This is a genomic window from Alistipes sp. UBA1686 (assembly GCF_002320215.1).
Classification (GTDB): domain Bacteria; phylum Bacteroidota; class Bacteroidia; order Bacteroidales; family Rikenellaceae; genus Alistipes; species Alistipes onderdonkii.
In genome coordinates, this window is record NZ_DCKA01000009.1 from 95,509 (window position 1) to 119,023 (window position 23,515).

At 56.7% G+C, this 23,515-nt stretch carries 17 protein-coding genes and 6 tRNA genes; 16 read left to right on the forward strand and 7 right to left on the reverse strand.

Going from position 1 to position 23,515, the window contains the following annotated elements:
- Positions 1-108: 108 nt before the first annotated feature.
- Both B3C38_RS02690 and B3C38_RS02695 read left to right on the forward strand, forming a co-directional pair.
- Positions 109-972, forward strand: coding sequence for a hypothetical protein (locus B3C38_RS02690; RefSeq protein ID WP_055203935.1), 864 nt, complete (start codon positions 109-111; stop codon positions 970-972).
- 397 nt (positions 973-1,369) lie between these two features.
- Positions 1,370-2,275 carry a helix-turn-helix domain-containing protein gene (locus B3C38_RS02695; RefSeq protein ID WP_229107452.1) on the forward strand — a complete coding sequence of 302 codons (906 nt, stop codon included), beginning with the start codon at positions 1,370-1,372 and terminating at the stop codon, positions 2,273-2,275.
- 108 nt (positions 2,276-2,383) lie between these two features.
- Here the strand turns inward: B3C38_RS02695 and B3C38_RS02700 are convergent, their stop codons facing one another.
- Positions 2,384-2,908 (reverse strand): GNAT family N-acetyltransferase, encoded by a 525-nt coding sequence (locus B3C38_RS02700; protein ID WP_286725109.1) that lies wholly within the window; start codon positions 2,906-2,908, stop codon positions 2,384-2,386.
- Between the two features lie 338 nt (positions 2,909-3,246).
- Here B3C38_RS02700 and B3C38_RS02705 point away from each other — a divergent pair.
- The 13 genes from B3C38_RS02705 to rpoC all read left to right on the forward strand — a co-directional run bounded on the left by B3C38_RS02705 (position 3,247) and on the right by rpoC (position 16,441).
- Positions 3,247-3,320 (forward strand) — tRNA-Thr (locus B3C38_RS02705).
- A gap of 117 nt (positions 3,321-3,437) precedes the next feature.
- Positions 3,438-3,520, forward strand: a tRNA-Tyr gene (locus B3C38_RS02710).
- Between the two features lie 95 nt (positions 3,521-3,615).
- A tRNA-Gly gene (locus B3C38_RS02715) sits at positions 3,616-3,691 on the forward strand.
- A 129-nt stretch (positions 3,692-3,820) separates the two neighbouring features.
- Positions 3,821-5,008: an elongation factor Tu gene (tuf, locus tag B3C38_RS02720; protein ID WP_018696712.1), complete on the forward strand. Its 1,188-nt coding sequence runs from the start codon at positions 3,821-3,823 to the stop codon at positions 5,006-5,008.
- Positions 5,009-5,055: 47 nt separating this feature from the next.
- A tRNA-Trp gene (locus B3C38_RS02725) sits at positions 5,056-5,129 on the forward strand.
- Positions 5,130-5,147: 18 nt separating this feature from the next.
- The gene (gene secE, locus B3C38_RS02730) at positions 5,148-5,345 is read left to right on the forward strand and encodes a preprotein translocase subunit SecE (RefSeq protein WP_022332076.1); all 198 of its coding nucleotides are present in this window, start codon (positions 5,148-5,150) and stop codon (positions 5,343-5,345) included.
- Between the two features lie 14 nt (positions 5,346-5,359).
- Entirely contained in the window at positions 5,360-5,920 is a 561-nt protein-coding gene (nusG, locus tag B3C38_RS02735) for a transcription termination/antitermination protein NusG (RefSeq protein WP_018696710.1), read from the forward strand.
- A gap of 16 nt (positions 5,921-5,936) precedes the next feature.
- Positions 5,937-6,377, forward strand: coding sequence for a 50S ribosomal protein L11 (gene rplK, locus B3C38_RS02740; RefSeq protein WP_009596474.1), 441 nt, complete (start codon positions 5,937-5,939; stop codon positions 6,375-6,377).
- A 6-nt stretch (positions 6,378-6,383) separates the two neighbouring features.
- A complete protein-coding gene (gene rplA, locus B3C38_RS02745; protein WP_286725126.1) occupies positions 6,384-7,082 on the forward strand; it encodes a 50S ribosomal protein L1 in 699 nt (232 codons plus the stop codon).
- Between the two features lie 16 nt (positions 7,083-7,098).
- Positions 7,099-7,623, forward strand: a complete 525-nt coding sequence (gene rplJ / locus B3C38_RS02750; protein ID WP_032136138.1) for a 50S ribosomal protein L10 — start codon at positions 7,099-7,101, stop codon at positions 7,621-7,623.
- Between the two features lie 43 nt (positions 7,624-7,666).
- Positions 7,667-8,044 carry a 50S ribosomal protein L7/L12 gene (rplL, locus tag B3C38_RS02755; RefSeq protein ID WP_018696707.1) on the forward strand — a complete coding sequence of 126 codons (378 nt, stop codon included), beginning with the start codon at positions 7,667-7,669 and terminating at the stop codon, positions 8,042-8,044.
- A 242-nt stretch (positions 8,045-8,286) separates the two neighbouring features.
- The gene (rpoB, locus tag B3C38_RS02760) at positions 8,287-12,147 is read left to right on the forward strand and encodes a DNA-directed RNA polymerase subunit beta (RefSeq protein ID WP_117508023.1); all 3,861 of its coding nucleotides are present in this window, start codon (positions 8,287-8,289) and stop codon (positions 12,145-12,147) included.
- A 34-nt stretch (positions 12,148-12,181) separates the two neighbouring features.
- The gene (gene rpoC / locus B3C38_RS02765; protein ID WP_196012378.1) at positions 12,182-16,441 is read left to right on the forward strand and encodes a DNA-directed RNA polymerase subunit beta'; all 4,260 of its coding nucleotides are present in this window, start codon (positions 12,182-12,184) and stop codon (positions 16,439-16,441) included.
- 681 nt (positions 16,442-17,122) lie between these two features.
- Here the strand turns inward: rpoC and B3C38_RS02770 are convergent.
- From B3C38_RS02770 to B3C38_RS02790, 5 genes are all read right to left on the reverse strand, one after another.
- A complete protein-coding gene (locus B3C38_RS02770; protein WP_286725134.1) occupies positions 17,123-18,328 on the reverse strand; it encodes an L-serine ammonia-lyase, iron-sulfur-dependent, subunit alpha in 1,206 nt (401 codons plus the stop codon).
- A 128-nt stretch (positions 18,329-18,456) separates the two neighbouring features.
- A tRNA-Arg gene (locus B3C38_RS02775) sits at positions 18,457-18,528 on the reverse strand.
- 63 nt (positions 18,529-18,591) lie between these two features.
- Entirely contained in the window at positions 18,592-20,058 is a 1,467-nt protein-coding gene (locus B3C38_RS02780; protein WP_286725137.1) for an OmpP1/FadL family transporter, read from the reverse strand.
- 227 nt (positions 20,059-20,285) lie between these two features.
- Positions 20,286-21,482, reverse strand: coding sequence for a pyridoxal phosphate-dependent aminotransferase (locus B3C38_RS02785; RefSeq protein WP_022333473.1), 1,197 nt, complete (start codon positions 21,480-21,482; stop codon positions 20,286-20,288).
- A gap of 31 nt (positions 21,483-21,513) precedes the next feature.
- Positions 21,514-21,774 (reverse strand): HU family DNA-binding protein, encoded by a 261-nt coding sequence (locus B3C38_RS02790; RefSeq protein ID WP_117508032.1) that lies wholly within the window; start codon positions 21,772-21,774, stop codon positions 21,514-21,516.
- Between the two features lie 170 nt (positions 21,775-21,944).
- Between B3C38_RS02790 and B3C38_RS02795 the strand changes: the two genes are divergently transcribed.
- Positions 21,945-22,029, forward strand: a tRNA-Ser gene (locus tag B3C38_RS02795).
- Between the two features lie 71 nt (positions 22,030-22,100).
- Here B3C38_RS02795 and B3C38_RS02800 read toward each other — a convergent pair.
- Entirely contained in the window at positions 22,101-23,111 is a 1,011-nt protein-coding gene (locus tag B3C38_RS02800) for a nucleotidyltransferase domain-containing protein (RefSeq protein WP_286725144.1), read from the reverse strand.
- Positions 23,112-23,515: the final 404 nt, after the last annotated feature.

Consider the following 23,515-nt stretch of genomic DNA (forward strand, 5'->3'; position numbering starts at 1 on the left):
CGATAATGCAGATTTCCCGCGTGTCGTGAAGATTTTTGAACAGGGTATCGTTTTTATATTTATATTTGCCTCCCGAGAAGCAAACAATAACTTAAATCTTAGAAAGTTATGAAGTACGTTACAGCCATGGCGCTGGGCGCGGCGTTCGCCCTCGCATCCTGCGTGAGCAAAGGGACGGTCGTCAGGGTGGAAGACCAGCGGGATTCGCTCGTTTCGGTCGTCAGTGCCAAGGATTCGCTTATAAATGCCGTTTTCGAGGACATCAACGCCATCTCCGAAAACTTGGTGCTGATAAAGACCCGTGAAAACCTGATTTCGGTGGCGGGTGGTAGCGAGGGCGGCCGCCGTCCCGTCGAGGAGATCAACAACGATATCGCGGCGATCGACCGCCTGTTGCAGGAGAACAAGGACAAGATCGCCTCGTTGCAGCGTGCTGCAGCCCAGCTGCGCAAGGCGAACCTGCGTATCGACGGGCTGGAGAAGATGATCGCAGACCTGAATAAACAGCTTGCCGGGAAGAAGGACGAAATCGCCCGCCTGCGGGAGAGCCTGGACAAGATGGGTGTCGAGGTGGAGGTTCTGACAGAACAAGTCGCCGAGCAGAATGCCCGGGCGGAAAACCTGAGTAGCGAAAAGGTCGAACTGGAGAACCAGCTCCACACGGTCTACTATATCGTCGGTGTGGAAAAAGAACTCCGCGACGCGCAGATCATCGACAAGCAGGGCTTTATCGGGCGTACGCTGACGGTGAACAACACCAATAACCTGGAGAGTTTTACGAAGGCCGATTCCCGGCTGCTGTCCGAGATCCCCGTCGGCCGGAAAAAGGTGACCGTCGTCACGGCGCAGCCCGAGGATTCCTATCAACTGGTGACGGGGGGCGAGAAGGATAAAATAGTTACGAAATTGCTTATTACTGATCCCGTGCGTTTTTGGGAGTCGTCGAAGATTTTGATTATCAGTTATAAATAATATCGTCGCTGCCGGCATTCGTTTGCTGTGCAGTACCTGTGGGGTGCCGCAATTATCGCGGCACCCCGTTTTTTATACGTCCGGCTGTGTTGCGGATCGTTTCCCGTCCGGGTGTGCGGGTGCTTTTCGAGGGATGGACTGTTTTGTGTGGAAAGGCAGTATTTGGCCGTTTGAGGCTACTGTGACATGGGACTGGGATTTCGGGCCGATATGCCTTGCCGGCAAGGTTTACGCACTTTTTTTTGCATGTTGGAAATTTTGCGGCCTTCTGTGTAGAAGTGGAAATTTACGGCAGCAAGGTGCTTTTGTATGCAAAAAGGGTGGACGAAAGTGTTTGTTTTTTGTTGGTTATGATTTTTTTGTGTAACTTTGAACAGTTAAACAATCAATCGAATATATGGATCAGATCAAACCGCAGTTTGTGGAGCTGGCATTAAAGGAGAATTGTCCTGCGGATTGTAGTAGTTGTCCTACGTTTCCTGCGCCGTTCCGCCGCATCGGCGATTCGAATTATTGCCGTTTTGCACAGATGACCCTCACACCCGGCGAGGGCGTGACTTTCTCTGCCGACCGTATGGTGCGTATCCTTTTCGTCATGTCGGGGGCGCTTATGATAGAGCATGGCGAGACGATGTGCCTGGTGACCTCGAGGCAGTATGTGTGCCTGGCACGCGGAGAAAGATTCGTTGCGACGGCCCAGGACGAGGCCAATATTGTCGTGCTGTCGCTGATCCACAGGATCGAATTCTGCGAACAGGACATTTTCGACAAGGTGATGCCCTATGATACGGTCATTCCCAATGAGGACGTGCCCAAACTGGCGATGCATCCGTCGATCGAGCGGTTGCTCGAAGGGCTTTTCATGATCCCGGAGATGAGCGGTTGTTCCCGCTACCACAAGATGAAGGCTACGGAGCTTTTCATGATGATCAAGGTGCTTTATACGCCGACCGAGCATGCCTATTTCTTCCAGTCGATGATTCAGCCGCAGGACAATTTCCGTGTCTTCGTGTGCAATAACTACGACAAGGCACAGGGCGTAGCCGAGCTGGCTGCCCTTGCGGGCATGAGCCTTTCGGTGTTCAAGCGTCGTTTTGCCGAGCATTTCAACGACAGCGTTTACCATTGGATGATGCGCCAGAAGGCACTCAAGATTTTCTCGGACATACGCGACGGCGAAGACAGCACGAAGGCGCTGATGAACAAGTATGGGTTCCGCCACTATACGCAGTTCAGCCGTTTCTGCAAGAATTACCTGCAGGCGACGCCTGCCCAGCTGATCGCTTCGATCAAGGAAGGGTAGTCCCTGTATGTCGCCCCTGGCCTGGACTGGGACGAGGCTGTGCCGGCAGCGCGGGGGTGTTGTCGGGAGTTGGAACCGGGAGGAACCGCCTTCCCGGTTTTTTTTGTTTCAGGGGCGTGGCAGCCGGTATACGTTGAGGTCGGTGAACTCCCCGTCGGCGAGCTGCTCGCCGCGTACTTCGATGCGGTCGAGCCTGAAGCCGAGGCGCAGCGGGATCCGGTTGCTCCGCAGGTTGCCTGCGGAGCATTTGATTTCGACATTCTCCATGCCCATTTGCCCGAAGGCCGTGCGGCAGAGTGCTTCCACGGCTGAGGTCATAAGTCCCCTTCCCTGATATTCGGAGCGGAGCCAGTAGCCGATCTCGATGGTGAGGGTGGTGCTGTCCGCCGATTTGAACCCGATAAGCCCCGCGAAGGCATCCCCGACGCGCAGCGTGAAGACCGGGTTGGCCGGGTCGGCCAGCATGGCGGCGACCACTTCGCGGGTCTGTTCCACGCGGTGCGTCGCGGCCACGAACGGGAGCCAGCGCCCGAGGTGTTCGCGCTGCGTGTCTATGGCCGTAAAGATGTCCGGGGCGTCGTCCGCACGGAGCGGGCGTAACCCGAAGTCATCGGGCAGGGGGATCGCGTTCATGGCATACTGTGTTTGTCCAGCCAAAGATAACGAATTTCCCGTGATTTATATTATTGTTAATATATAATAGGTGTGGTGGCTTTTAGCTCTGGCTCGCGGTATGGTGCGGAGCCGTTCCGGACGGGAAGGTGGTAACCTTCGGCCGCCGGGGTGATATTTTTCGGATAAGCTGTTGTAAAATATAAAACTTTTCCTATCTTTGCACCCGATTTCATCCCTGAAATAACGGCGGCTGAATGACGTTCTTTGAGAAGAGTAAAAAAGTAGAAAATTTATCGGGATTTATTTGGCTGGTAAATTTTTTATGCCTACTTTTGCAATCCAAAACGGTTGATTTTGCCGATGTAGCTCAGTTGGCCAGAGCAGCTGATTTGTAATCAGCTGGTCGGGGGTTCGAATCCCTCCATCGGCTCGGAAAGCCGACGCGAGGAAGGGGAGAGGTCTCCGCACAGCCCGGGCAGCGGCAGGACGAAAGCCTCAGAGGGGATTCGGTGCAATGCGGGATTCGTCCGTTCGGGGCAGATAATTTGGGAAGTTACCAGAGTGGCCAAATGGGGCAGACTGTAAATCTGCTGGCGTACGCCTTCGGTGGTTCGAATCCATCACTTCCCACTAAAAAAGTGCCGGTTGGAGTTGCAAGATTTCCAGTGGTGCCCGCCTGCGGGCATCGCGGAGGGAGAGGGCTGACTCTGATACGGTATATTTTTGCGGAAGTAGCTCAGTTGATAGAGCATCAGCCTTCCAAGCTGAGGGTCGCGAGTTTGAGCCTCGTCTTCCGCTCCAGACGCAGACGCGTGTGATACGGATGACCCCAGCTGGCGTGGCGGGGACGTTTGTGTCGCCCGCTTGTTCTGCGAAATGAATTTTAAAACTTTAAAGCAATTTTTAACAATACTTTAAATACTTAATACTATGGCAAAAGAAAAATTCGACCGTTCGAAACCGCATGTGAACATCGGTACCATCGGACACGTTGACCACGGTAAGACCACCCTTACCGCTGCAATCACGACCGTTCTGGCAAAGAAAGGTCTGTCGGAGCTCCGCTCGTTCGACTCCATCGACAACGCTCCCGAGGAGAAAGAGCGTGGTATCACGATCAACACTTCGCACGTTGAGTACCAGACGGCTAACCGCCACTATGCTCACGTGGACTGCCCGGGTCACGCCGACTATGTGAAGAACATGGTTACGGGTGCCGCCCAGATGGACGGTGCCATCCTGGTAGTCGCTGCAACGGACGGTCCGATGCCCCAGACCAACGAGCACGTGCTGCTCGCCCGTCAGGTGAACGTGCCGCGTATTGTAGTTTTCCTGAACAAGTGCGACATGGTTGACGACCCCGAAATGCTCGACCTGGTCGAGATGGAGGTTCGCGACCTGCTTTCGAAATACGAGTACGACGGTGACAACGCGCCCGTTATCCGTGGTTCCGCACTCGGCGGCCTGAACGGCGAGCCGCAGTGGGAGGACAAGATCATGGAGCTCATGGATGCTGTCGACACCTATATTCCGATCCCGCAGCGTGAGAACGAGAAGCCGTTCCTGATGCCTGTCGAGGACGTATTCTCGATCACCGGCCGTGGTACCGTCGTAACGGGCCGTATCGAGACCGGTATCATCCACGTAGGTGATCCCGTTGAGATCGTAGGTCTCGAGGAGAAGACCCTGACTTCGACCTGCACCGGTGTCGAGATGTTCCGCAAGCTGCTCGACGAGGGTGAGGCCGGCGACAACGTAGGTCTGCTGCTCCGCGGTATCGACAAGAAGGAGGTTAAGCGCGGTATGGTCGTTGCCAAACCGGGTTCGATCACTCCGCACACCGAGTTTGAGGCTGAGGTCTACATCCTGAAGAAAGAGGAAGGTGGCCGCCACACGCCGTTCCACAACAACTATCGTCCCCAGTTCTATCTGCGTACGATGGACGTAACGGGTGAGGTTCATCTGCCCGCAGGCGTTGACATGGTTATGCCGGGTGACCACGTAACCATCACCGTGAAACTGATCTACCCCGTAGCTATCAACGAAGGTCTGCGTTTCGCAATCCGCGAGGGTGGCCGTACGGTAGGTGCCGGTCAGATCCTGAAGATCGTGAAATAATTTTCACAACCATAGGGAAGCGGTGTTCCGCACCGCTTCCCGCTTTTAGGAGCATAGTTCAAGGGTAGAATAGCGGTCTCCAAAACCGTTGATGGGAGTTCGAATCTCTCTGCTCCTGCCAAAAGTAAAAGAAGAAGATATGTTCAATTACGTTAAAGAATCCTACAACGAGCTTGTAAACAAGGTGACGTGGCCTACGTTCCCGCAGCTCCAGAGCTCTACGATCGTCGTGATGGTGGCTTCGGTCATCTTCGCAGTCGTCGTATTGGCGATGGACTTGTCGTTCGAGAACCTGATGGCTCTGATTTACAAGGTACTGGGTGGTTTTGGCCGTTAATTGTTGCTGAAACGATGAGCGAGATAAAAAAACAGTGGTATGTCGTCCGTGCCATCGGCGGTAAGGAGAACAAGGTCAAAGAGTATATCGAGGCCGAGATTCGCCACAACCACCTGGAGGATTACATATCTCAGGTACTGATTCCCACCGAAAAGGTCTATACCATCCGCAACGGAAAGAAAGTCTCCAAGGAGAAGGTTTCTTATCCGGGCTATGTGTTGGTGGAGGCCGCGTTCGTAGGTCAGATTCCGATTATAATTCGTAATACTCCCAATGTGCTGGGTTTCCTCGGCGATACCAAGGAGGACAGCCGCAAGATGAATGCCACGCCCCTGCGTCCGCAGGAGGTGGCGCGAATCCTCGGCCGCGTCGACGAGATGAATGCCATGGAGGAGGAAAACGAAGTTCCATTCTTTGTCGGCGAGACCGTCAAGGTCACCGATGGCCCTTTCTCAAGCTTCCAGGGTACCATCGAGGCCGTCGACAACGAGCGCAAGAAACTCACGGTATCGGTGAAGATATTCGGGCGCAAAACTCCTATGGAGTTGGGTTTCACACAAGTAGAAAAAGAATAATTAACCAAGGAAAACTATGGCAAAAGAGGTTGCTGCATTTATTAAATTGCAGATCAAAGGTGGTGCCGCCAATCCTTCGCCCCCGGTTGGTCCCGCATTGGGTTCTAAGGGAGTCAATATCATGGACTTCTGCAAGCAGTTCAATGCGCGTACCCAGGACAAGGCAGGAAAAGTTCTTCCGGTCATCATCACGGTTTACAGCGACAAGTCGTTTGATTTCGTTGTAAAACAGCCGCCTGTAGCTATTCAGCTCAAGGAAGCAGCCAAGGTGCAGAAGGGTTCCGCACAGCCTAACCGCGACAAGGTCGGTCAGGTGACGTGGGATCAGGTGCGCGAGATTGCTCAGGACAAAATGCCTGACATGAACTGCTTTACCCTGGAAGCTGCTATGCGTATGATTGCTGGTACCGCTCGTAGTATGGGTATCAACGTCGTCGGTGAATTTCCTAATATGTAATCGAAGATGAGTAAGTTGACAAAAAATCAAAAGATCGCCTACGCTAAGGTGGAAGCCGCTAAGGCTTACAAGCTCTCGGAGGCCGCCGCTCTTCTGAAGGAAATTACGTTCACGAAATTCGACGCGTCCGTTGATATCGACGTCCGCCTGGGCGTTGACCCCCGCAAGGCCAACCAGATGGTGCGCGGCGTTGTGACGCTGCCCCACGGTACGGGTAAGCAGGTGCGGGTGCTCGTGCTCTGTACTCCCGAAAAGGAGGCCGAAGCACAGGCTGCCGGCGCCGATTACGTAGGCTTGGACGAGTATGTCGACAAGATCAAGTCCGGCTGGACTGACGTCGACGTGATCATCTGTACGCCGAACGTAATGGGTCAGGTCGGTGCGCTGGGCCGTATTCTGGGTCCCCGCGGCCTGATGCCGAACCCCAAGACCGGTACGGTTACGATGGAAGTCGGCAAGGCCGTTCAGGAGGTGAAATCGGGTAAGATCGACTTCAAGGTCGACAAATTCGGTATCATCCACACTTCGGTAGGTAAGGTTTCATTCTCGGAAGACCAGATCGTGGAGAACGCGAAAGAGGTGCTGGGCATGATTCTCAAACTGAAACCGGCTGCTGCTAAAGGTTCTTATGTGAAGAGTATTTATCTCTCGACCACGATGAGTCCCGGCTTGCAGATTGATTCCAAATCAGTAGAAACCAAATAGAAGGAGGAGAGAAGAGATGACAAAGGAAGAAAAACTGGTCGTTATTAACGCCATCGCCGAGCAGCTCCAGGCTTATCCTCACTTCTACATCGCCGACATCGAGGCACTGAACGCCGAGCAGACCGCTGCCCTGCGCCGCAAGTGCTACGAGAGCGACATCAAACTGGTCGTAGTGAAGAACACACTGCTGGCCAAGGCGCTCGAGAAGGTTGAGAAGGCTGACGCTGAACTGGTAAAAGTATTGGAGGGTCCCACCTCGATTATGTTCGCGAACGTAGCAAAGGCTCCTGCGGTTCTGATCAAGGAATTCCGCAAGAAGTCCGAGAAACCCGTCCTGAAGGCAGCTTTCGCCGAAGGGTGCGTTTACGTGGGCGACAATCAGTTGGACGCTCTGTGCAACATCAAGTCGAAGGAAGAGCTTATCGGCGATATCATTGCCCTGCTCCAGTCCCCGGCGAAGAATGTTATTTCTGCATTGCAGGCTAATGCAGGCCAAAAGATCGCGGGCATCGTGAAGACGCTCGAATCGAGAAACAACTAATCACAATCAAGAATTAAAAACGAAATTTAATAAGCTTACAACTATGGCAGACGTAAAGAAACTTGCTGAAGAACTGGTAAACCTCAAGGTTACCGAGGTAAACGAATTGGCTACCATCCTCAAAGAGGAATATGGCATTGAACCGGCTGCTGCCGCTGTTGCCGTTGCAGCTCCCGCTGCCGGCGCAGGCGAGGCTGCTGTTGCCGAGAAATCGACTTTCGACGTGATCCTGAAGACCGCCGGCCAGGCCAAGCTCCAGGTTATCAAGGTCGTTAAGGATATCGCCGGCCTGTCGCTGGGTGATGCGAAGGCTCTCGTCGACGGTGCTCCCAAGGCCGTTAAGGAGGGTGTCTCCAAGGAAGAGGCCGAGTCGATCAAGGCTCAGCTCGAGGAGGCTGGTGCTGAAGTTGAGCTTAAGTAGCATTGCTGCTTAAGTCTGCTCAGACGAATCAGGTATAGGGCTTACCGGCGTGTAAGCTCTATGCCTTTTCTTGGTCTAAAGACTGGAAGTGCCGAACAGGAGCTGTGTCCACTCTTTGGAAATGGATGCTCCCGAGGCGAATTGCGCCTGTAAACGGGGGCATTGGCGGGATAATCGGATGCCCAGCAACTCGGGGAGCGTAACCCACCAGAATTACACTTCAACATAATTTGGATTTTACGATGTCCACAGCAAAAACACAACAAAGAATTAGCTTTTCGACAGTCAAGAACCGGGTGCCCTATCCGGATCTGCTGGAGGTACAGCTTAAATCATTCCGGGACTTTTTCCAAATGGACACCACGGCCGAAAACCGCAAGAGCGAGGGGCTGTACAAGGTGTTTCAGGAGAATTTCCCCATTACGGATACCCGGAACAATTTCGTTCTGGAGTTCATCGACTACTATATCGACCCGCCGCGTTATTCGATCGAGGAGTGCCTCGAGCGCGGCCTTACGTACAGCGTCCCTCTGAAGGCGAAGCTCAAGCTTTACTGCACGGACGACGAGCACGAAGATTTCGGCGTCGTCGTTCAGGACGTGTACTTCGGTACGATTCCCTATATGACAGAACGCGGTACGTTCGTCATCAATGGTGCGGAGCGTGTCATCGTATCCCAGTTGCATCGTTCGCCGGGAGTGTTCTTCGGCCAGAGCATGCACACCAACGGCACGAAACTCTATTCGGCGCGTATCATCCCCTTCAAGGGTTCGTGGATAGAGTTCGCTACGGACATCAACAACGTGATGTATGCCTACATCGACCGTAAAAAGAAGTTGCCCGTCACTACGCTGCTGCGTGCCATCGGTTATGAGGCCGACCAGCAGATCCTCGAGATTTTCGACCTGGCAGACGAAGTGAAGGTCACGAAGGCCAATCTCAAGAAGGCCGTCGGCCGCAAACTCGCCGCACGCGTCCTTTCGACTTGGGTCGAGGACTTCGTGGATGAGGATACGGGCGAGGTGGTTTCCATCGAGCGTAACAACGTGATCGTAGACCGCGAGACCGTCCTCCAGGAGGAGCACGTGGAGCAGATCCTCGAAAGCGGCGCCAAGACGATCCTCCTGCATAAGGAAAACCTCTCGGGCATCGATTTCTCGATCATATACAATACCCTGCAGAAAGACCCCTGCAACTCCGAGAAGGAGGCTGTCGTATATATTTACAGGCAGCTGCGCGCTTCGGAGCCGCCCGATGAGGCTACGGCACGCGACGTCATCGAGAAGCTGTTTTTCTCGGACAAGCGTTACGACCTGGGCGACGTGGGCCGTTACCGCATCAACAAGAAGCTGGATCTGGATATCGACCCCGCTATCCGCACGCTGACGCGCGAGGACATCATCGCCATCATCAAATACCTGATCCAGCTGATCAACTCGAAGGCCGACGTCGACGATATCGACCACCTGTCGAACCGCCGTGTCCGCACCGTGGGCGAACAGTTGTCAAACCAGTTCTCGGTGGGCTTCGTGCGCATGGCGCGTACGATCCGCGAGCGCATGAACGTACGTGACAACGAGGTGTTCACTCCGGTCGATCTGATCAATGCCAAGACGCTGTCGTCGGTGATCAACTCGTTCTTCGGGACGTCGCAGCTCTCGCAGTTCATGGATCAGATCAACCCGCTGGCCGAAATTACGCACAAACGCCGTCTGTCGGCCCTCGGCCCCGGCGGCCTTTCGCGCGACCGTGCCGGTTTCGAGGTGCGAGACGTACACTACACGCACTACGGCCGCCTCTGCCCGATCGAATCGCCGGAAGGCCCCAACATCGGTCTGATCTCGTCGCTGTGCGTTTATGCGAAGATTTCACCGATGGGATTCATCGAGACGCCTTACCGCACGGTGGAGAACGGCCGGATCGACCTGGACAACTCGCACATCCACTACTACTCGGCCGAGGAGGAAGAGGGCAAGATCGTGGCGCAGTCGAACATGCCGATCGACGACGAGGGCAATTTCCTGCAACCCGAGCGTATCAAGGCGCGTCAGGGAGCCGATTTCCCCGTGGTTACGGCGGACGAGGTGAACCTGATGGACGTGGCTCCGAACCAGATCGCTTCGATTGCGGCCAGCCTCATCCCGTTCCTCGAGCACGACGACGCCAACCGTGCGTTGATGGGCTCGAACATGATGCGCCAGGCCGTGCCCCTGGTAACATCGGAAGCCCCGATCGTCGGCACGGGTATCGAGAAGGATATGATCTCCGACAGCCGCATCCAGATTGTGGCCGAGGGCGACGGCGAGGTCGTTTTCGCCGACGCTACCAAGATACAGATCAAATACGAGCGTACGGAAGACGAGGTATTGGCCTCGTTCGAACCGGAAGTCACGACCTACGAACTTCCGCGTTACCGCCGTACGAACCAGAATACCTCCATCACGCTCAAGCCCGCCGTACTGACGGGCGACAAGGTCGTGAAGGGGCAGATCCTGACCGAGGGTTACTCGACGCAACACGGTGAGCTGGCCCTGGGCCGCAACCTGAAAGTGGCGTTCATGCCCTGGAAGGGTTACAACTTCGAGGATGCCATCGTGATCTCGGAGCGTATCCAGCGTGAGGATATCTTCACGTCGGTGCACGTCGACGAGTATATCATGGAGGTGCGCGACACCAAGCGCGGTGTCGAGGAACTGACCTCGGATATTCCGAACGTAAGCGAGGACGCCACCAAAGACCTCGATGCGAACGGTATCATCCGCATCGGTGCCAACGTACATCCGGGCGACATCCTGATTGGTAAAATCACCCCCAAGGGCGAGAGCGACCCCTCGCCCGAGGAGAAACTGCTGCGCGCCATCTTCGGCGACAAGGCAGGCGACGTGAAGGACGCTTCGCTCAAGGCGCAGCCGTCGCTGCACGGCGTGGTCATCGACACGAGGCTTTACAGCCGTGCGAACAAGGAGGGTAAGAAGGGCAAGAGCGCTGAGAAGGCGCAGCTCGAGAAGCTCGACGAGAAGTTCGCAGCCGAGATTTCGGAGCTGACGAAGCGCCTGGTCGCCAAACTGTGGACGCTGCTCCAGGGCAAGGCCACGACGGGTATCACCGACTACTTCGGCGTGGAACTCTATCCCGCAGGCACGAAGTTCTCGCAGAAACTGCTCGAGGAGATCGCCCGCAAGTCGACCGACGAGAAGACGGGTGTGGTGATGGGTTACCTGAACCTCGGTTCGTGCAAGTGGACGGGCGATGCCCATACCGATGCGTTGATCGAGGCTACCATTAATAATTATACCATCGAGTGGAAGAAGGCCGATGCCGTCATCAAACGCGAGAAGTACAACATCACCAACGGTGACGAACTCCCGCAGACCGGCGTTATCCAGATGGCCAAGGTCTACATCGCCAAGAAGCGTAAGCTGAAGGTGGGTGACAAGATGGCCGGCCGCCACGGTAACAAGGGTATCGTCGCCCGTATCGTGCGCGACGAGGACATGCCGTTCCTCGAGGACGGTACGATCGTCGACATCTGCCTGAACCCGCTGGGTGTGCCTTCGCGAATGAACCTGGGACAGATCTACGAGACCGTGCTCGGATGGGCCGGCCGCGAGTTGGGCTTGAAGTTCGCAACGCCGATCTTCGACGGTGCCTCGCTCGACCAGATCAACGAGTACACCGCCAAGGCGAGTATCCCGCACAGCGGCCGTACGTACCTCTACGACGGCGGCACCGGCGAGAAGTTCGACCAGCCGGCTACGGTGGGCGTGATCTACATGCTCAAACTGGGCCATATGATCGACGACAAGATGCACGCCCGTTCGATCGGCCCCTACTCGCTCATCACGCAGCAGCCGCTCGGCGGTAAGGCCCAGTTCGGTGGACAGCGTTTCGGTGAGATGGAGGTTTGGGCGCTCGAAGGCTTCGGCGCCGCGAATATCCTGCAGGAGATTCTGACCATCAAGTCCGACGACGTGATGGGACGTGCCAAGGCTTACGAGGCGATCGTCAAGGGCGAGAACCTGCCCAAACCGGGTATTCCCGAGGCCATGAACGTGCTGCTGCACGAGTTGCGCGGCCTGGCCCTGTCGGTCAAACTCGAGTAAGGTGTATTTAGGATAAGAAAAACGAAGAACAAATATGTCAATTTCCAAAGACAATAAGACGAATAATGGTTACAGCCAGATTTCGATAGGCCTGGCCTCCCCCGAGGAGATCCTGGCACAGTCGAGCGGCGAGGTGCTCAAGCCCGAAACCATTAACTACCGTACCTACAAGCCCGAGCGCGACGGTCTGTTCTGCGAGCGTATCTTCGGCCCTGTCAAGGACTACGAATGCCATTGCGGCAAATACAAGCGCATCCGCTACAAGGGGATCGTCTGCGACCGCTGCGGTGTGGAGGTGACCGAGAAGAAGGTGCGCCGCGAACGCATGGGCCACATTTCGCTGGTCGTACCGGTGGTTCATATCTGGTATTTCCGTTCGCTGCCGTCGAAGATCGGCTACCTGCTGGGTATCCCGTCGAAGAAACTGGAGGCTATCATCTACTACGAGCGTTATGTCGTGATCAACGCCGGTGCCGCTGCCGAGCAGGGCATCGAACGTCTGGCAACGCTTTCGGAGAAGGAGTACCTCGACGTGCTGGCCGCCCTGCCCAAGGGCAACCAGGCGCTCGACGACAGCGACCCCAACAAGTTCGTCGCACAGATGGGCGCCGAGGCGGTCTATACGCTGCTCAAGCAGGTCGACCTCGACACGATGTCCTATGCACTGCGCCACAAGGCTTCGACCGAAACGTCGCAGCAGCGTAAGAGCGAAGCGCTCAAGTGCCTGAACGTCATCGAGTCGTTCCGTGCGTCGGAGGGCAAGAACAAGCCCGAATGGATGGTGCTGAACGTCATTCCGGTGATCCCGCCCGAGTTGCGCCCGCTGGTGCCGCTGGACGGCGGACGTTTCGCCACGTCCGACCTGAACGACCTCTACCGTCGTGTCATCATCCGTAACAACCGTCTGAAGCGCCTGATCGAGATCAAGGCGCCGGAGGTGATCCTGCGCAACGAGAAGCGTATGTTGCAGGAAGCCGTGGATTCGCTGTTCGACAACTCGCGCAAGAGCAATGCCGTGAAGAACGAGTCGAACCGTCCGCTCAAGTCGCTCTCCGACTCGCTGAAAGGCAAGCAGGGACGTTTCCGCCAGAACCTTTTGGGTAAGCGTGTCGACTACTCGGCGCGTTCGGTCATCGTCGTCGGCCCCGAGTTGAAGATGCACGAGATGGGTATTCCGAAGGACATGGCGGCCGAACTTTACAAGCCGTTCGTGATCCGCAAGCTCATCGAGCGCGGAATCGTGAAGACGGTGAAATCCGCAAAGAAGATCATCGACCGGAAAGACCCCGTGATCTGGGGCATTCTGGAGAATGTCATAAAGGGACACCCCGTGCTGATGAACCGTGCCCCGACGCTGCACCGCCTCGGTATCCAGGCTTTCCAGCCCAAGCTGATCGAGGGCAAGGCAATGCAGCTCCACCCGCTGGCATGTACGGCGTTCAACGCCGACTTCGATGGCGACCAGATGGCCGTGCACCTGCCCCTGGGCAATGCCGCCATCCTGGAGGCACAGCTGCTGATGCTCGGTTCGCACAACGTCCTTAACCCCGCCAACGGCGCACCCATCACCGTGCCGTCGCAGGACATGGTACTCGGCCTCTACTACATTACCAAACCCCGCAAGGGTGTCAAGGGCGAGGGCCGCGCATTCTATGGCCCCGAGGAGGCGATCATCGCCTACAACGAAGGCCAGGCCGACCTGCACGCCATTGTGAAGTGTATGGTGGACGATATCGACGCGGACGGCAACCCGGTACGCGAGCTGAAGGAGACGACCATCGGCCGAATCCTCTTCAACCAGGTGGTACCCAAGGAGGTGGGTTACATCAACGAGATCCTCACGAAGCGTTCGCTGCGCGACATCATCGCGGTGGTGATGAAGAAGGCCGGTGCCGACAAGGTGGCAGCGTTCCTCGACGATATCAAGGACATGGGTTACCGCATGGCATTCCGCGGCGGCCTGTCGTTCAACCTCGACGCCGTGATTATCCCCGACGCCAAGGAGAAACTCGTACAGGAAGGTTACGAGCGTTCGGACGCCATCATGGAGGACTACAACATGGGTCTTATCACCAACAACGAGCGTTACAACCAGATCATCGACGTTTGGACGAACATCAATACCAAGCTGACGAAGGTAGTGATCGACACGCTGATCAAGGACGACGACGGTTTCAACCCGGTATACATGATGCTTGACTCGGGCGCCCGCGGTTCGAAGGAGCAGATCCGTCAGCTGAGCGGTATGCGTGGCCTTATGGCCAAGCCGCAGAAGTCGGGTGTCGAGGGTGGCCAGCAGGTCATCGAGAACCCGATCCTCTCGAACTTCAAGGAGGGGCTTTCGGTGCTCGAGTATTTCATCTCGACGCACGGTGCCCGTAAGGGTCTTGCCGATACCGCACTGAAGACGGCCGACGCCGGTTATCTGACGCGCCGTCTGGTTGACGTCGCACAGGACGTGATCATCAACGAGGAGGACTGCGGTACGCTCCGCGGCTTGACTGCTACGGCCATCAAGCGCAACGACGACGTCGTGCAGACCCTCTACGATCGTATTCTGGGCCGTGTCGCCCTGAACGATGTGATCCATCCGCTGACGGGCGAGGTCATCTGCAAGGCAGGCGAGGAGATCACCGAGGCGATTGCCGAGGCGATCGAGAAATCGCCGCTCGAATCGGTGGAGATCCGCTCGGTGCTGACCTGCGAGGCACGCCGGGGCGTATGCGCGAAGTGCTACGGCCGCAACCTGGCTACCGCACGCATGGTGCAGAAGGGCGAAGTCGTGGGTGTCATCGCGGCGCAGTCGATCGGCGAGCCGGGTACGCAGCTTACCCTCCGTACGTTCCACGTCGGTGGTGTGGCCGGTGGCTCGGCGGTCGAGACCAATGTCGTTTCGAAATACGAAGGCCGTCTGGAGATCGACGAGCTGCGTACCGTGAAGGGCAAGAATGCCGCCGGCGAGGCGATCAACATCGTCATTTCGCGCCAGTCGGAATTCCGCATCGTTGACCCGAAGACCGAGATCGTACTCTATACGCACAACCTGCCCTACGGCGCGACGCTTTTCATGGCGGACGGTGCCGAGGTCAAGAAGGGCGACCTGATCTGCGAATGGGATCCGTACAATGCCGTTATCATCTCCGAATACGAAGGTAAGGCCGTTTACGACAGCGTCGTCGAGGGTATTACCTACCGTGAGGAGCGTGACGAACAGACCGGCCTTTCGGAGAAGGTGGTCATCGAGTCGAAGGACAAGACCAAGAACCCCGTCATCAAGATCGTAAACAAGGAGGGCGAGGAGGTCAAGCAATACAACCTGCCCGTTTCGGCGCACGTCGTCGTGAAGGACAACGCCAAGATCAAGGCCGGCGATATCCTGATCAAGATTCCGCGTGCCGTCGGCAAGTCGGGCGGTGACATCACCGGTGGTCTGCCGCGTGTGACCGAGCTGTTCGAAGCCCGTAACCCGTCGAACCCGGCAATCGTGTCGGAAATCGACGGCGAGGTATCGTTCGGCAAGATCAAGCGCGGTAACCGCGAGATCATCATCACCTCGAAGCAGGGTGACGTGAAGCGTTACCTCGTGCCCCTGTCGCGTCAGATCATCGTGCAGGAGAACGACTACGTGAAGGCCGGCAGCCCGCTGTCCGACGGTGCGATCACCCCGAGCGACATCCTCAATATCCTCGGCCCGACGAAGGTGCAGGAGTACATCGTCAACGAGGTGCAGGAGGTATACCGCATGCAGGGTGTGAAGATCAACGACAAGCATTTCGAGGTCATCGTCCGCCAGATGATGAACAAGGTGAAGATCGAGGATCCGGGCGATACCCGGTTCTTCGAAGACCAGGTCGTCGACAAGTGGGAGTTCATGGATGTGAACGACGAACTTTACGACAAGGTGGTCGTCACCGATGCGGGCGATTCGACGTCGCTCCAGCCCGGGCAGATCGTTTCGCTGCGTAAGCTGCGCGACGAGAATTCGAGCCTCAAGCGCCGTGACCAGAAACCCGTGCAGGTGCGCGACATTGTGCCCGCTACTTCGACGCAGGTGTTGCAGGGTATTACCCGCGCCGCGTTGCAGACTTCGAGCTTCATCTCGGCGGCTTCGTTCCAGGAGACCACCAAGGTGCTCAACGAGGCTGCGATCCAGGCCAAGGTCGATCCGCTGGAAAACCTCAAGGAAAATGTTATCTGCGGTCACCTGATTCCCGGCGGTACGGGCCTGCGCGATTACGACAACCTTGTGGTCGGTTCGAAAGCCGAGCTGGAATCGCTCCAGCAGGCGCAGTAAATCCGAGGCTGCATATACGATTCGAAAGAAGCCGTTCCCTGGGGAACGGCTTCTTTTTATTTTGACCGGATTCTCGATTATCTTCAACCGTCATTGTCCCGATGGTTAGCTGGAGTCGAAATAGTTCGCACTCCCGGCGGCATTGCCAACCGTACTTTTTTCGGACGGATACGGTGTTTCTGTATGGAGGGGATGCGCAGGCAGGGAGGCCGGCATCGCTGACTTATGGTGCCGTAGCCCGGATCGCCGCGCAGGAACTCGAATACGAGGGTGATGCGGCAGGTGGGGCGGTCGACCGAATTTTTAGACGATGCCGCCGGACGGTTGGCTCGAACCGATGCGGTTCTACGGGAACCCGGAGTAGAAGCCGCCTGTGTCTACGATTCCGGGGGACGGCTTGTGGCACGCCGGGAGGAAGCCCACAATTACGATGGTGCTACGGAGCGGAGCTAAAGCTATGAATACGCGGATTCCGGCGCACGCGGCGACTGGACAGAGCGCAGGGCGACTGTGCAAAAGACAGCCGTGCAGCCGTTCAAAGGGCATGAACACGAGCGGTCGGAGGTCATTCGCTATCCGGATGCTTATCGGTCTGATTTTTGGAAGATTCCCTGTTCCGAATTGCGAAAAATCCCGGAGCACAAAAAAACACGGTTCCCCGCCGTAAGAATCCTGTCCGGATTATTTCTTGCCGTTATAGCGCCTGGCGAGACCCCCTTCGGAGGTTTCCCGGTAGAGGCTCGGGAGGTTATGCCCGGTTTCGTTCATCACCTCCACGACCCGGTCGAAGCTCACCATGTGCGAGCCGTCGGAGAGCGTGGCGTAGGCGTTGGCATCGAAAGCCCGGGCTGCCGCAATCGCATTGCGTTCGATGCAGGGCACCTGCACCAATCCGCATACGGGGTCGCAGGTGAGCCCCAGGTGGTGTTCGAGCCCCATCTCCGCGGCATATTCGATCTGCGAAGGGGTGCCGCCGAAAAGCTGGCATGCCGCGGCGGCGGCCATGGCACATGCCACGCCGACCTCGCCCTGGCAGCCGACCTCGGCGCCGGAGATCGAAGCGTTGGTTTTGGCCACGTTGCCGAACAGTCCCGCCGTAGCCAGGGCGCGCAGGATGCGGATGCGCAGGAAGTTGCGCGAATTGGCCAGGTGGTAGAGCACTGCCGGAACCACGCCGCACGACCCGCATGTGGGGGCGGTTACGACGATGCCGCCGGATGCATTCTCTTCGGAGGTCGCCAGGGCGTAGGCGTAGATTTGGGCGCGGGATTTCAGCGAGTCGGTGTAGCTCTTCGACTTGACCCAGTAGGTGCTCGCCTTGCGGGCGACCTTGAGCCCTCCCGGCAGTACGCCGTCGTTGTTCAGGCCGCGCTGGATCGTTTCGCACATCACCGTCCATATCCGGTCGAGGTAATCCCATATTTCGGGGCCTTCGCAGTCGTTGACATATTCCCAATAGGTTTTGCCTTCGCGGTAGCACCAGTTCTTGATTTCCGAGATCGTCGTCAGCGGATAGATGCTGGCGGGTATCTCCAGGCGCGAACTCTCGTTCGCCAGGGTACCCCCGCCGATGCTGTATATCGTCCAACTGTCGGCGACCTTGCCGGCTTTCAGCCCCTCGAACAACATGCCGTTGGGATGAAAAGGCAGCACGGTCTTCGGCTCCCAGACGATCTGGGTCGGGGCGATGGGCTCCAGCACTGAAAGGATCGCCACGTCGGTGAGGTGTCCCTTGCCCGTGGCGGCAAGCGATCCGTAGAGTGTCACACGGTATGAATCGACGTCGCGACTACGTTCGGCAAAACGTTCGGCAGCCTTTTTTGGCCCCATCGTGTGGCTGCTCGACGGGCCGTTGCCGATCTTATATAATTCTTTGAGTGACTCCATAAACTGGCTTTATATGTGCGGCAAAGATAATGTAAATTGTCGGATGTTCCCTTTTCCGGCAGGAGATTTAAACCGCTCCCGCCCGGGCGGAACGAAAAAAGGAAAAGGCCGGAACCTTTCCCTTTTCGTAGCCTCACCGCGACTCGAACGCGAATTTAGGGTTTAGGAAACCCTCGTTCTATCCCTTGAACTATGAGGCCGGATAAAAATTGCGGCGCACTTTTCTGCAAAGCGCACCGCAAATATAATAATTTTTCCCGGTTTTAGAAACTGAACCCTACGCCGATCGAAAATGTGTGGGCCCGGGCGGTGTAATTACCCGAAAAATCGGTGACCGGATTGGTGAGCTGGCTTTCGGGAACGCCTGCTGCCGCCAGTTTTTCGTTCACGATGCCCAGTACCGAATTGGTGTAGGGATAGGAGCCCGTACGTTCGGGATCGGCCGAATTGACATAGCCGTATGCGATGTCGATATTCATCCATTTGATCGGGCGGAAGGTGACGCCGGCCGTATAGGCGAGCTTGGTCATCGAGGGCGTCTCGGGATTGAGATAGTCGCTGCGCACGGGGCTTTCATCCACGTACATACCCATACGGGCGGTCAGCCAGTCGAGTGCGTGGTACTGGCCGCCGAAACGGAACGCCAGCGTGTTGGAGTATTTTTTATCGCTGACCGGGATGTTCAGTACGGGGGTGTTGCTGCCGGGTTCGAGAATCTTGACGTCGAGTTTGTCGTAGGCACTCCAGAGCACATATTGCAGGTCGACGGCGAACTCCCACTTCGGGACGGGACGGAAGCTGACACCCCACGTCAGCGATGCCGGCAGGGGCAGCTCGGTCTTCACGACGGCCGACGTGAGCTTGGCGGGGTCGAGACCCAGCTGGGGCAGGAGCTGTCCGATGACCTGGGCGATTTGGGTATTGTCGATCATACGCAGGTCGATCGAACCCGAATCCACCTTCATTTTGAGTTTCGAACGGTAGGTAAAGCCCAGCGACCACTGTTCGTTGATGTCCCACATCACACCGAGGTTTACTCCGACGGCCATTTTGGCTTTGCCTTCGAGCCCCAGCGATATCAGGTTTTTGTCTCCGGCCATTTCGAAGAGGTTGGGCATTTGCGGGTTGAGCATTTGCAATGCGCCCATGAGCGCTTTGTTCTGCGGATTGTCGGCGCCGATAGGCAGCAGCGAGCGCGAAAGGTCGAACTTGCCCCAGGTCATCATCAGACCGCCGCCGATGGAGAGGTGCTCGCAGAGTTTGAACGAGACGGTCGGCTGGAGATTGTAGGCCTGGAGGTTGATCGACTGGACGAGTTGCGCCCCCGGCCAGTTGTCGCCCCAGTCCATCGAGGAGCCGAACGGCGTATTGAAAGCCAGGCCGACCGACATCCAGTCGAGGGGTTTGTAGTTGAAATAGGCGTAAAGCGGGGTCGCTATGCTGTTGTCCGAGGTGTAGTGCTGCGGCTTGGTCTTGCCCGTATAGTCGGGGAGCGACGTATAGGTGGCCTTCGAAGCGATGCCGGTGATGCCGACCGAGATGTCGAATCGGGAGTCCTGAAACGAGGCGGCGGCGGGATTGAACCAGATCGACTCGGAATTGAGCTTCATGGCCGTACCCACGTGTCCCATACCGTTCTGCTTCGAAGAGAGGTTGTTCACTTGATATCCTTCGGCGTATGCTCCCGAGGTGACGGCAGCGGTGGCCAGAAGAAGGAAAAGTTTTTTCATAACGTATTGGTTTGGTTTATACTATACGCCCGTTGCGGCGTGTAAAAATCGAGGCAAAAGTATGAAAACTATCTTTGCCGCCCAAATTTTTTGGTCTAAAATTCCTGAAAATTGACCTATATAGTATAGGATTGGCCGAAACGCCGGGTATGGCCGGACTCTCCGGCTTCCAAGAAAAAGTGCGGCATTATCCGTGCCGCACTGCGTGTCCGAGATTGCCGGTCTGGCTATTTCCGGTTGTTATATGCTTCGAGCGCCTTGCCCAGTACGACCAACGCCCGTTCGAGGTCTTCCTTCTTGAGCACGTAGGCGATGCGGACTTCGTTGCGGCCGCATGCCGGATCGGAGTAGAAGCCCGATGCGGGGGCGAGCATAACGGTTTCGCCTTCGTAGTCGAAGTCGGAGAGACACCATGCGCAGAAATCGTCGCTGTCCTCTACCGGCAGCCGTGCCACGGTATAGAAGGCGCCCATCGGGATCGGCGAGTATACGCCCGGTAGGCGGTTCAGCCCGTCGATCAGGCATTTGCGTCGTTCGATATACTCCTCGTAGACTTCGGTGCTGTACGATCGCGGCGCGTCGATCGAAGCCTCGGCGACGATCTGTCCGATCAGCGGGGGCGAGAGGCGTGCCTGGCAGAATTTCATCACGGCGTTACGCAGCGTCCGGTTCTTGGTGATGAGCGCCCCGATACGGATTCCGCATTCCGAGTAGCGTTTCGACACCGAGTCGATCAGCACCACGTTTTGCTCGATGCCTTCGAGATGGCAGGCCGATATGTAGGGCGACCCGGTGTAGATGAATTCGCGGTAGACCTCATCGGAGAAGAGGAACAGGTCGTATTTTTTGACCAGGTCGCGGATGCGGTTCATCTCCTTGCGTGTGTAAAGGTACCCCGTGGGGTTGTTGGGGTTGCAGATCAGGATGCCGCGCGTGCGGTCGTTGATGAGCTTTTCGAATTCCGCGACATCGGGCAGTGCGAATCCCTGCTCGATCGACGATACCACGGGGCGTATCACGGCCCCCGCGGAGATGGCGAAGGCCATGTAATTGGCGTAGGCCGGCTCGGGGACGATGATCTCGTCGCCGGGGTTGAGGCACGACATGAAAGCGAACAACACGGCCTCGGAACCGCCCGTCGTGACGATGATGTCGTCGGGCGAGAGCTTGATCTGGAACTGTTCGTAGTAACCTACCAGTTTCTCGCGCAGCGAGCGGTACCCGTCGCTGGGGCTGTATTCGAGCACCGTACGGTCGATTTTTTTCAGGGCGTCGAGCCCGGTCTGCGGCGACGGCAGGTCGGGCTGGCCGATGTTCAGGTGGTAGATCTTGGTGCCGCGTGCCCGGGCGGCTTCGGCCAGCGGGACGAGTTTGCGTATGGGTGAAGCCGGCATCAGCTCGGCGCGTTGTGAGATTTCTGGCATGTGTGAAAAAAGTTAAAAAACGCAGTGGAAATTACTCGATCTCGGCCGTGGGGCGGAACTTGATGGCCTTGCGCGGCGGGATCTTCACCGGGGCGCCCGTGCGCGGATTGCGGCCCATACGTGCGGATTTCTGCTGCACGCTGAATGTCCCGAGCCCGGTGAGGGTAAGGCGCTCACCCTGCCGGAGACTGTGTACGGTCACGCGGATGATGGCATCGACCGCTTTGCGCGCGTCGACTTTCGAGATGTTAGCGTCGAGGGCTACCGCCTCGACCAGCTGCGCTTTGTTCATGTTCTATAATGTGTGAAAAGTTGCGACCTTACCTAACTTGTTGACAAAGATATGGAATTTTCCTAAAAGTCAAAAATAATGTCCTTAATTTGAAGTCCGGCTCCGCCCGGGCGGAAAATAATCGGGGTGAAGATTTGGCAGAATGGAAAAACCGTGCTACTTTTGTCCCCGGAAAGATGGCAGAGTGGTCGATTGCGGCGGTCTTGAAAACCGTTGAGCTGCAAGGCTCCGGGGGTTCGAATCCCTCTCTTTCCGCCGAATGTATGAAGAATCGACAGCAAGAGGGGCCATCAGCCCCTCTTGTCTTATTCAGGTGTCGGGGTGGCCTATTGCGTGCCCAGTTCTTTATAGAGTTCCAGCCGCAGGCCGCAGTAGTTTTCGATTATTTCGGCAGCCTTTTGAACACGCCCCATGTGCATCTCCAATTCCTGCGGAGCCATGTAGAACTCGGCGCTGTAAGGCGTTTTTAACAGCACCTGTTTCAGGCATGGCAACGTGAAAATGTTTTCGATATGGTTGTCGTCGAATACCAGCATTAGTTTTGTCGAAAGCGTCCGCATCCGGTCGTGCATCACGACCGGATCATGGATGTCGAATTCCATACCGTGATAGACATAGTAGAGCGTGTGGTAGAAATAGACGATCGCCTGCGCCGAGAACTGTGCCGCCAGCCGCACGTTGCGGCCCCCGGCAAACGCATCCTGCGCCTGTTCGAGCAGGTCGTTGCCGAGCGTGCGGAACGTGTCGAAATGGAATTTGGCGTCGGCATGGGCTTTGGCAAAGTCGATCGGGTGCTTCGGGCGGCGAAACAGATAGTGGTCGCTGCAATGCAATAGTTCACCCTCGGCATGGGCAAAGTAGAGGAACGGCGTCCGATGCGATTCGACATAGTTCAACGGCAGGATATAGGGATTGATGTAGGAGACCTTCCGGTAGCGGTACGGCATCCTGTACCGCAGGATGCGTTTTGCCCGAATCCAGTCGTATTCCGGCGTTTCGCGCACGACCATCAGCAGGTCGTAGGCCACGGCATCGCTGTGGGGCGTGCCGCCGGTCAGCTTTCCGAAAAGCAGGACGTATTCCGGGTCGAAATAGCCGTCCGTCAGGTGGCGGATCATCTGCGCCGCTTCGTTGGGGTCGTAGAGCAGTTCGTCGGGGCGCCCGGGTTGCGGTTGCGGTTGCGGTGCGGGTTGCGCGGCAGATTGCGCGGCGGGCTGTGCCGGTTCCATGGCGGGAGCGACGATCTGTTCGATGTCCGGCTGTTGCGCGGCCCGCGTGGTTTGGGGGACTATGGGTTGCACAGGCTGTTCCTGCGCGGGGTTTTGATTCGGTTCCATTTTGTTTGATTTTAAGATTGCAGACGAAGCCTGCGGGGTTTGAAAACATGCGCAGCGTGTTTGCAGACCTCCGCCGGGGGAGGCTTCGGCCTGCCGCTGCCTGTGGCAGCGGATACGATGGGCATAAAAAGGGCTGTCCTTATCGTGCAACGGGGCACAACAAAGAGAATAAAGGTTTGGTTAGCAGTCGTTTGCTAATCGGGCGGGTGGAAATGGAGACGGATCGGGAGGTTGCACGGCGGAAACCGCTTGCGGCTGGCCTTGCGGCGTGTCTGTACCGGGGTACGGACGGAAGATAGTGTTCGCATAATACAAAAAAAAGTGTGCGCAGCTGCGAACACTATCTTCACCTTTTTACGGGCTCAATACAGGTGCCGTTCGCGGGATTGCTCCCCAACGGCTCT

Excerpts from the sequence above, each read along its gene's own strand:
- B3C38_RS02690 (WP_055203935.1), top strand. The coding sequence starts at position 109 with ATGAAGTACGTTACAGCCATGGCGCTGGGCGCGGCGTTCGCCCTCGCA.
- rpoB (WP_117508023.1), top strand. The coding sequence starts at position 8,287 with ATGTCCACAGCAAAAACACAACAAAGAATTAGCTTTTCGACAGTCAAG.
- tuf (WP_018696712.1), top strand. The coding sequence starts at position 3,821 with ATGGCAAAAGAAAAATTCGACCGTTCGAAACCGCATGTGAACATCGGT.
- rplK (WP_009596474.1), top strand. The coding sequence starts at position 5,937 with ATGGCAAAAGAGGTTGCTGCATTTATTAAATTGCAGATCAAAGGTGGT.
- B3C38_RS02785 (WP_022333473.1), bottom strand. The coding sequence starts at position 21,482 with ATGCCAGAAATCTCACAACGCGCCGAGCTGATGCCGGCTTCACCCATA.
- rplJ (WP_032136138.1), top strand. The coding sequence starts at position 7,099 with ATGACAAAGGAAGAAAAACTGGTCGTTATTAACGCCATCGCCGAGCAG.
- nusG (WP_018696710.1), top strand. The coding sequence starts at position 5,360 with ATGAGCGAGATAAAAAAACAGTGGTATGTCGTCCGTGCCATCGGCGGT.
- B3C38_RS02790 (WP_117508032.1), bottom strand. The coding sequence starts at position 21,774 with ATGAACAAAGCGCAGCTGGTCGAGGCGGTAGCCCTCGACGCTAACATC.
- secE (WP_022332076.1), top strand. The coding sequence starts at position 5,148 with ATGTTCAATTACGTTAAAGAATCCTACAACGAGCTTGTAAACAAGGTG.
- B3C38_RS02695 (WP_229107452.1), top strand. The coding sequence starts at position 1,370 with ATGGATCAGATCAAACCGCAGTTTGTGGAGCTGGCATTAAAGGAGAAT.
- B3C38_RS02780 (WP_286725137.1), bottom strand. The coding sequence starts at position 20,058 with ATGAAAAAACTTTTCCTTCTTCTGGCCACCGCTGCCGTCACCTCGGGA.
- rplA (WP_286725126.1), top strand. The coding sequence starts at position 6,384 with ATGAGTAAGTTGACAAAAAATCAAAAGATCGCCTACGCTAAGGTGGAA.
- B3C38_RS02770 (WP_286725134.1), bottom strand. The coding sequence starts at position 18,328 with ATGGAGTCACTCAAAGAATTATATAAGATCGGCAACGGCCCGTCGAGC.
- rplL (WP_018696707.1), top strand. The coding sequence starts at position 7,667 with ATGGCAGACGTAAAGAAACTTGCTGAAGAACTGGTAAACCTCAAGGTT.
- B3C38_RS02700 (WP_286725109.1), bottom strand. The coding sequence starts at position 2,908 with ATGAACGCGATCCCCCTGCCCGATGACTTCGGGTTACGCCCGCTCCGT.
- B3C38_RS02800 (WP_286725144.1), bottom strand. The coding sequence starts at position 23,111 with ATGGAACCGAATCAAAACCCCGCGCAGGAACAGCCTGTGCAACCCATA.
- rpoC (WP_196012378.1), top strand. The coding sequence starts at position 12,182 with ATGTCAATTTCCAAAGACAATAAGACGAATAATGGTTACAGCCAGATT.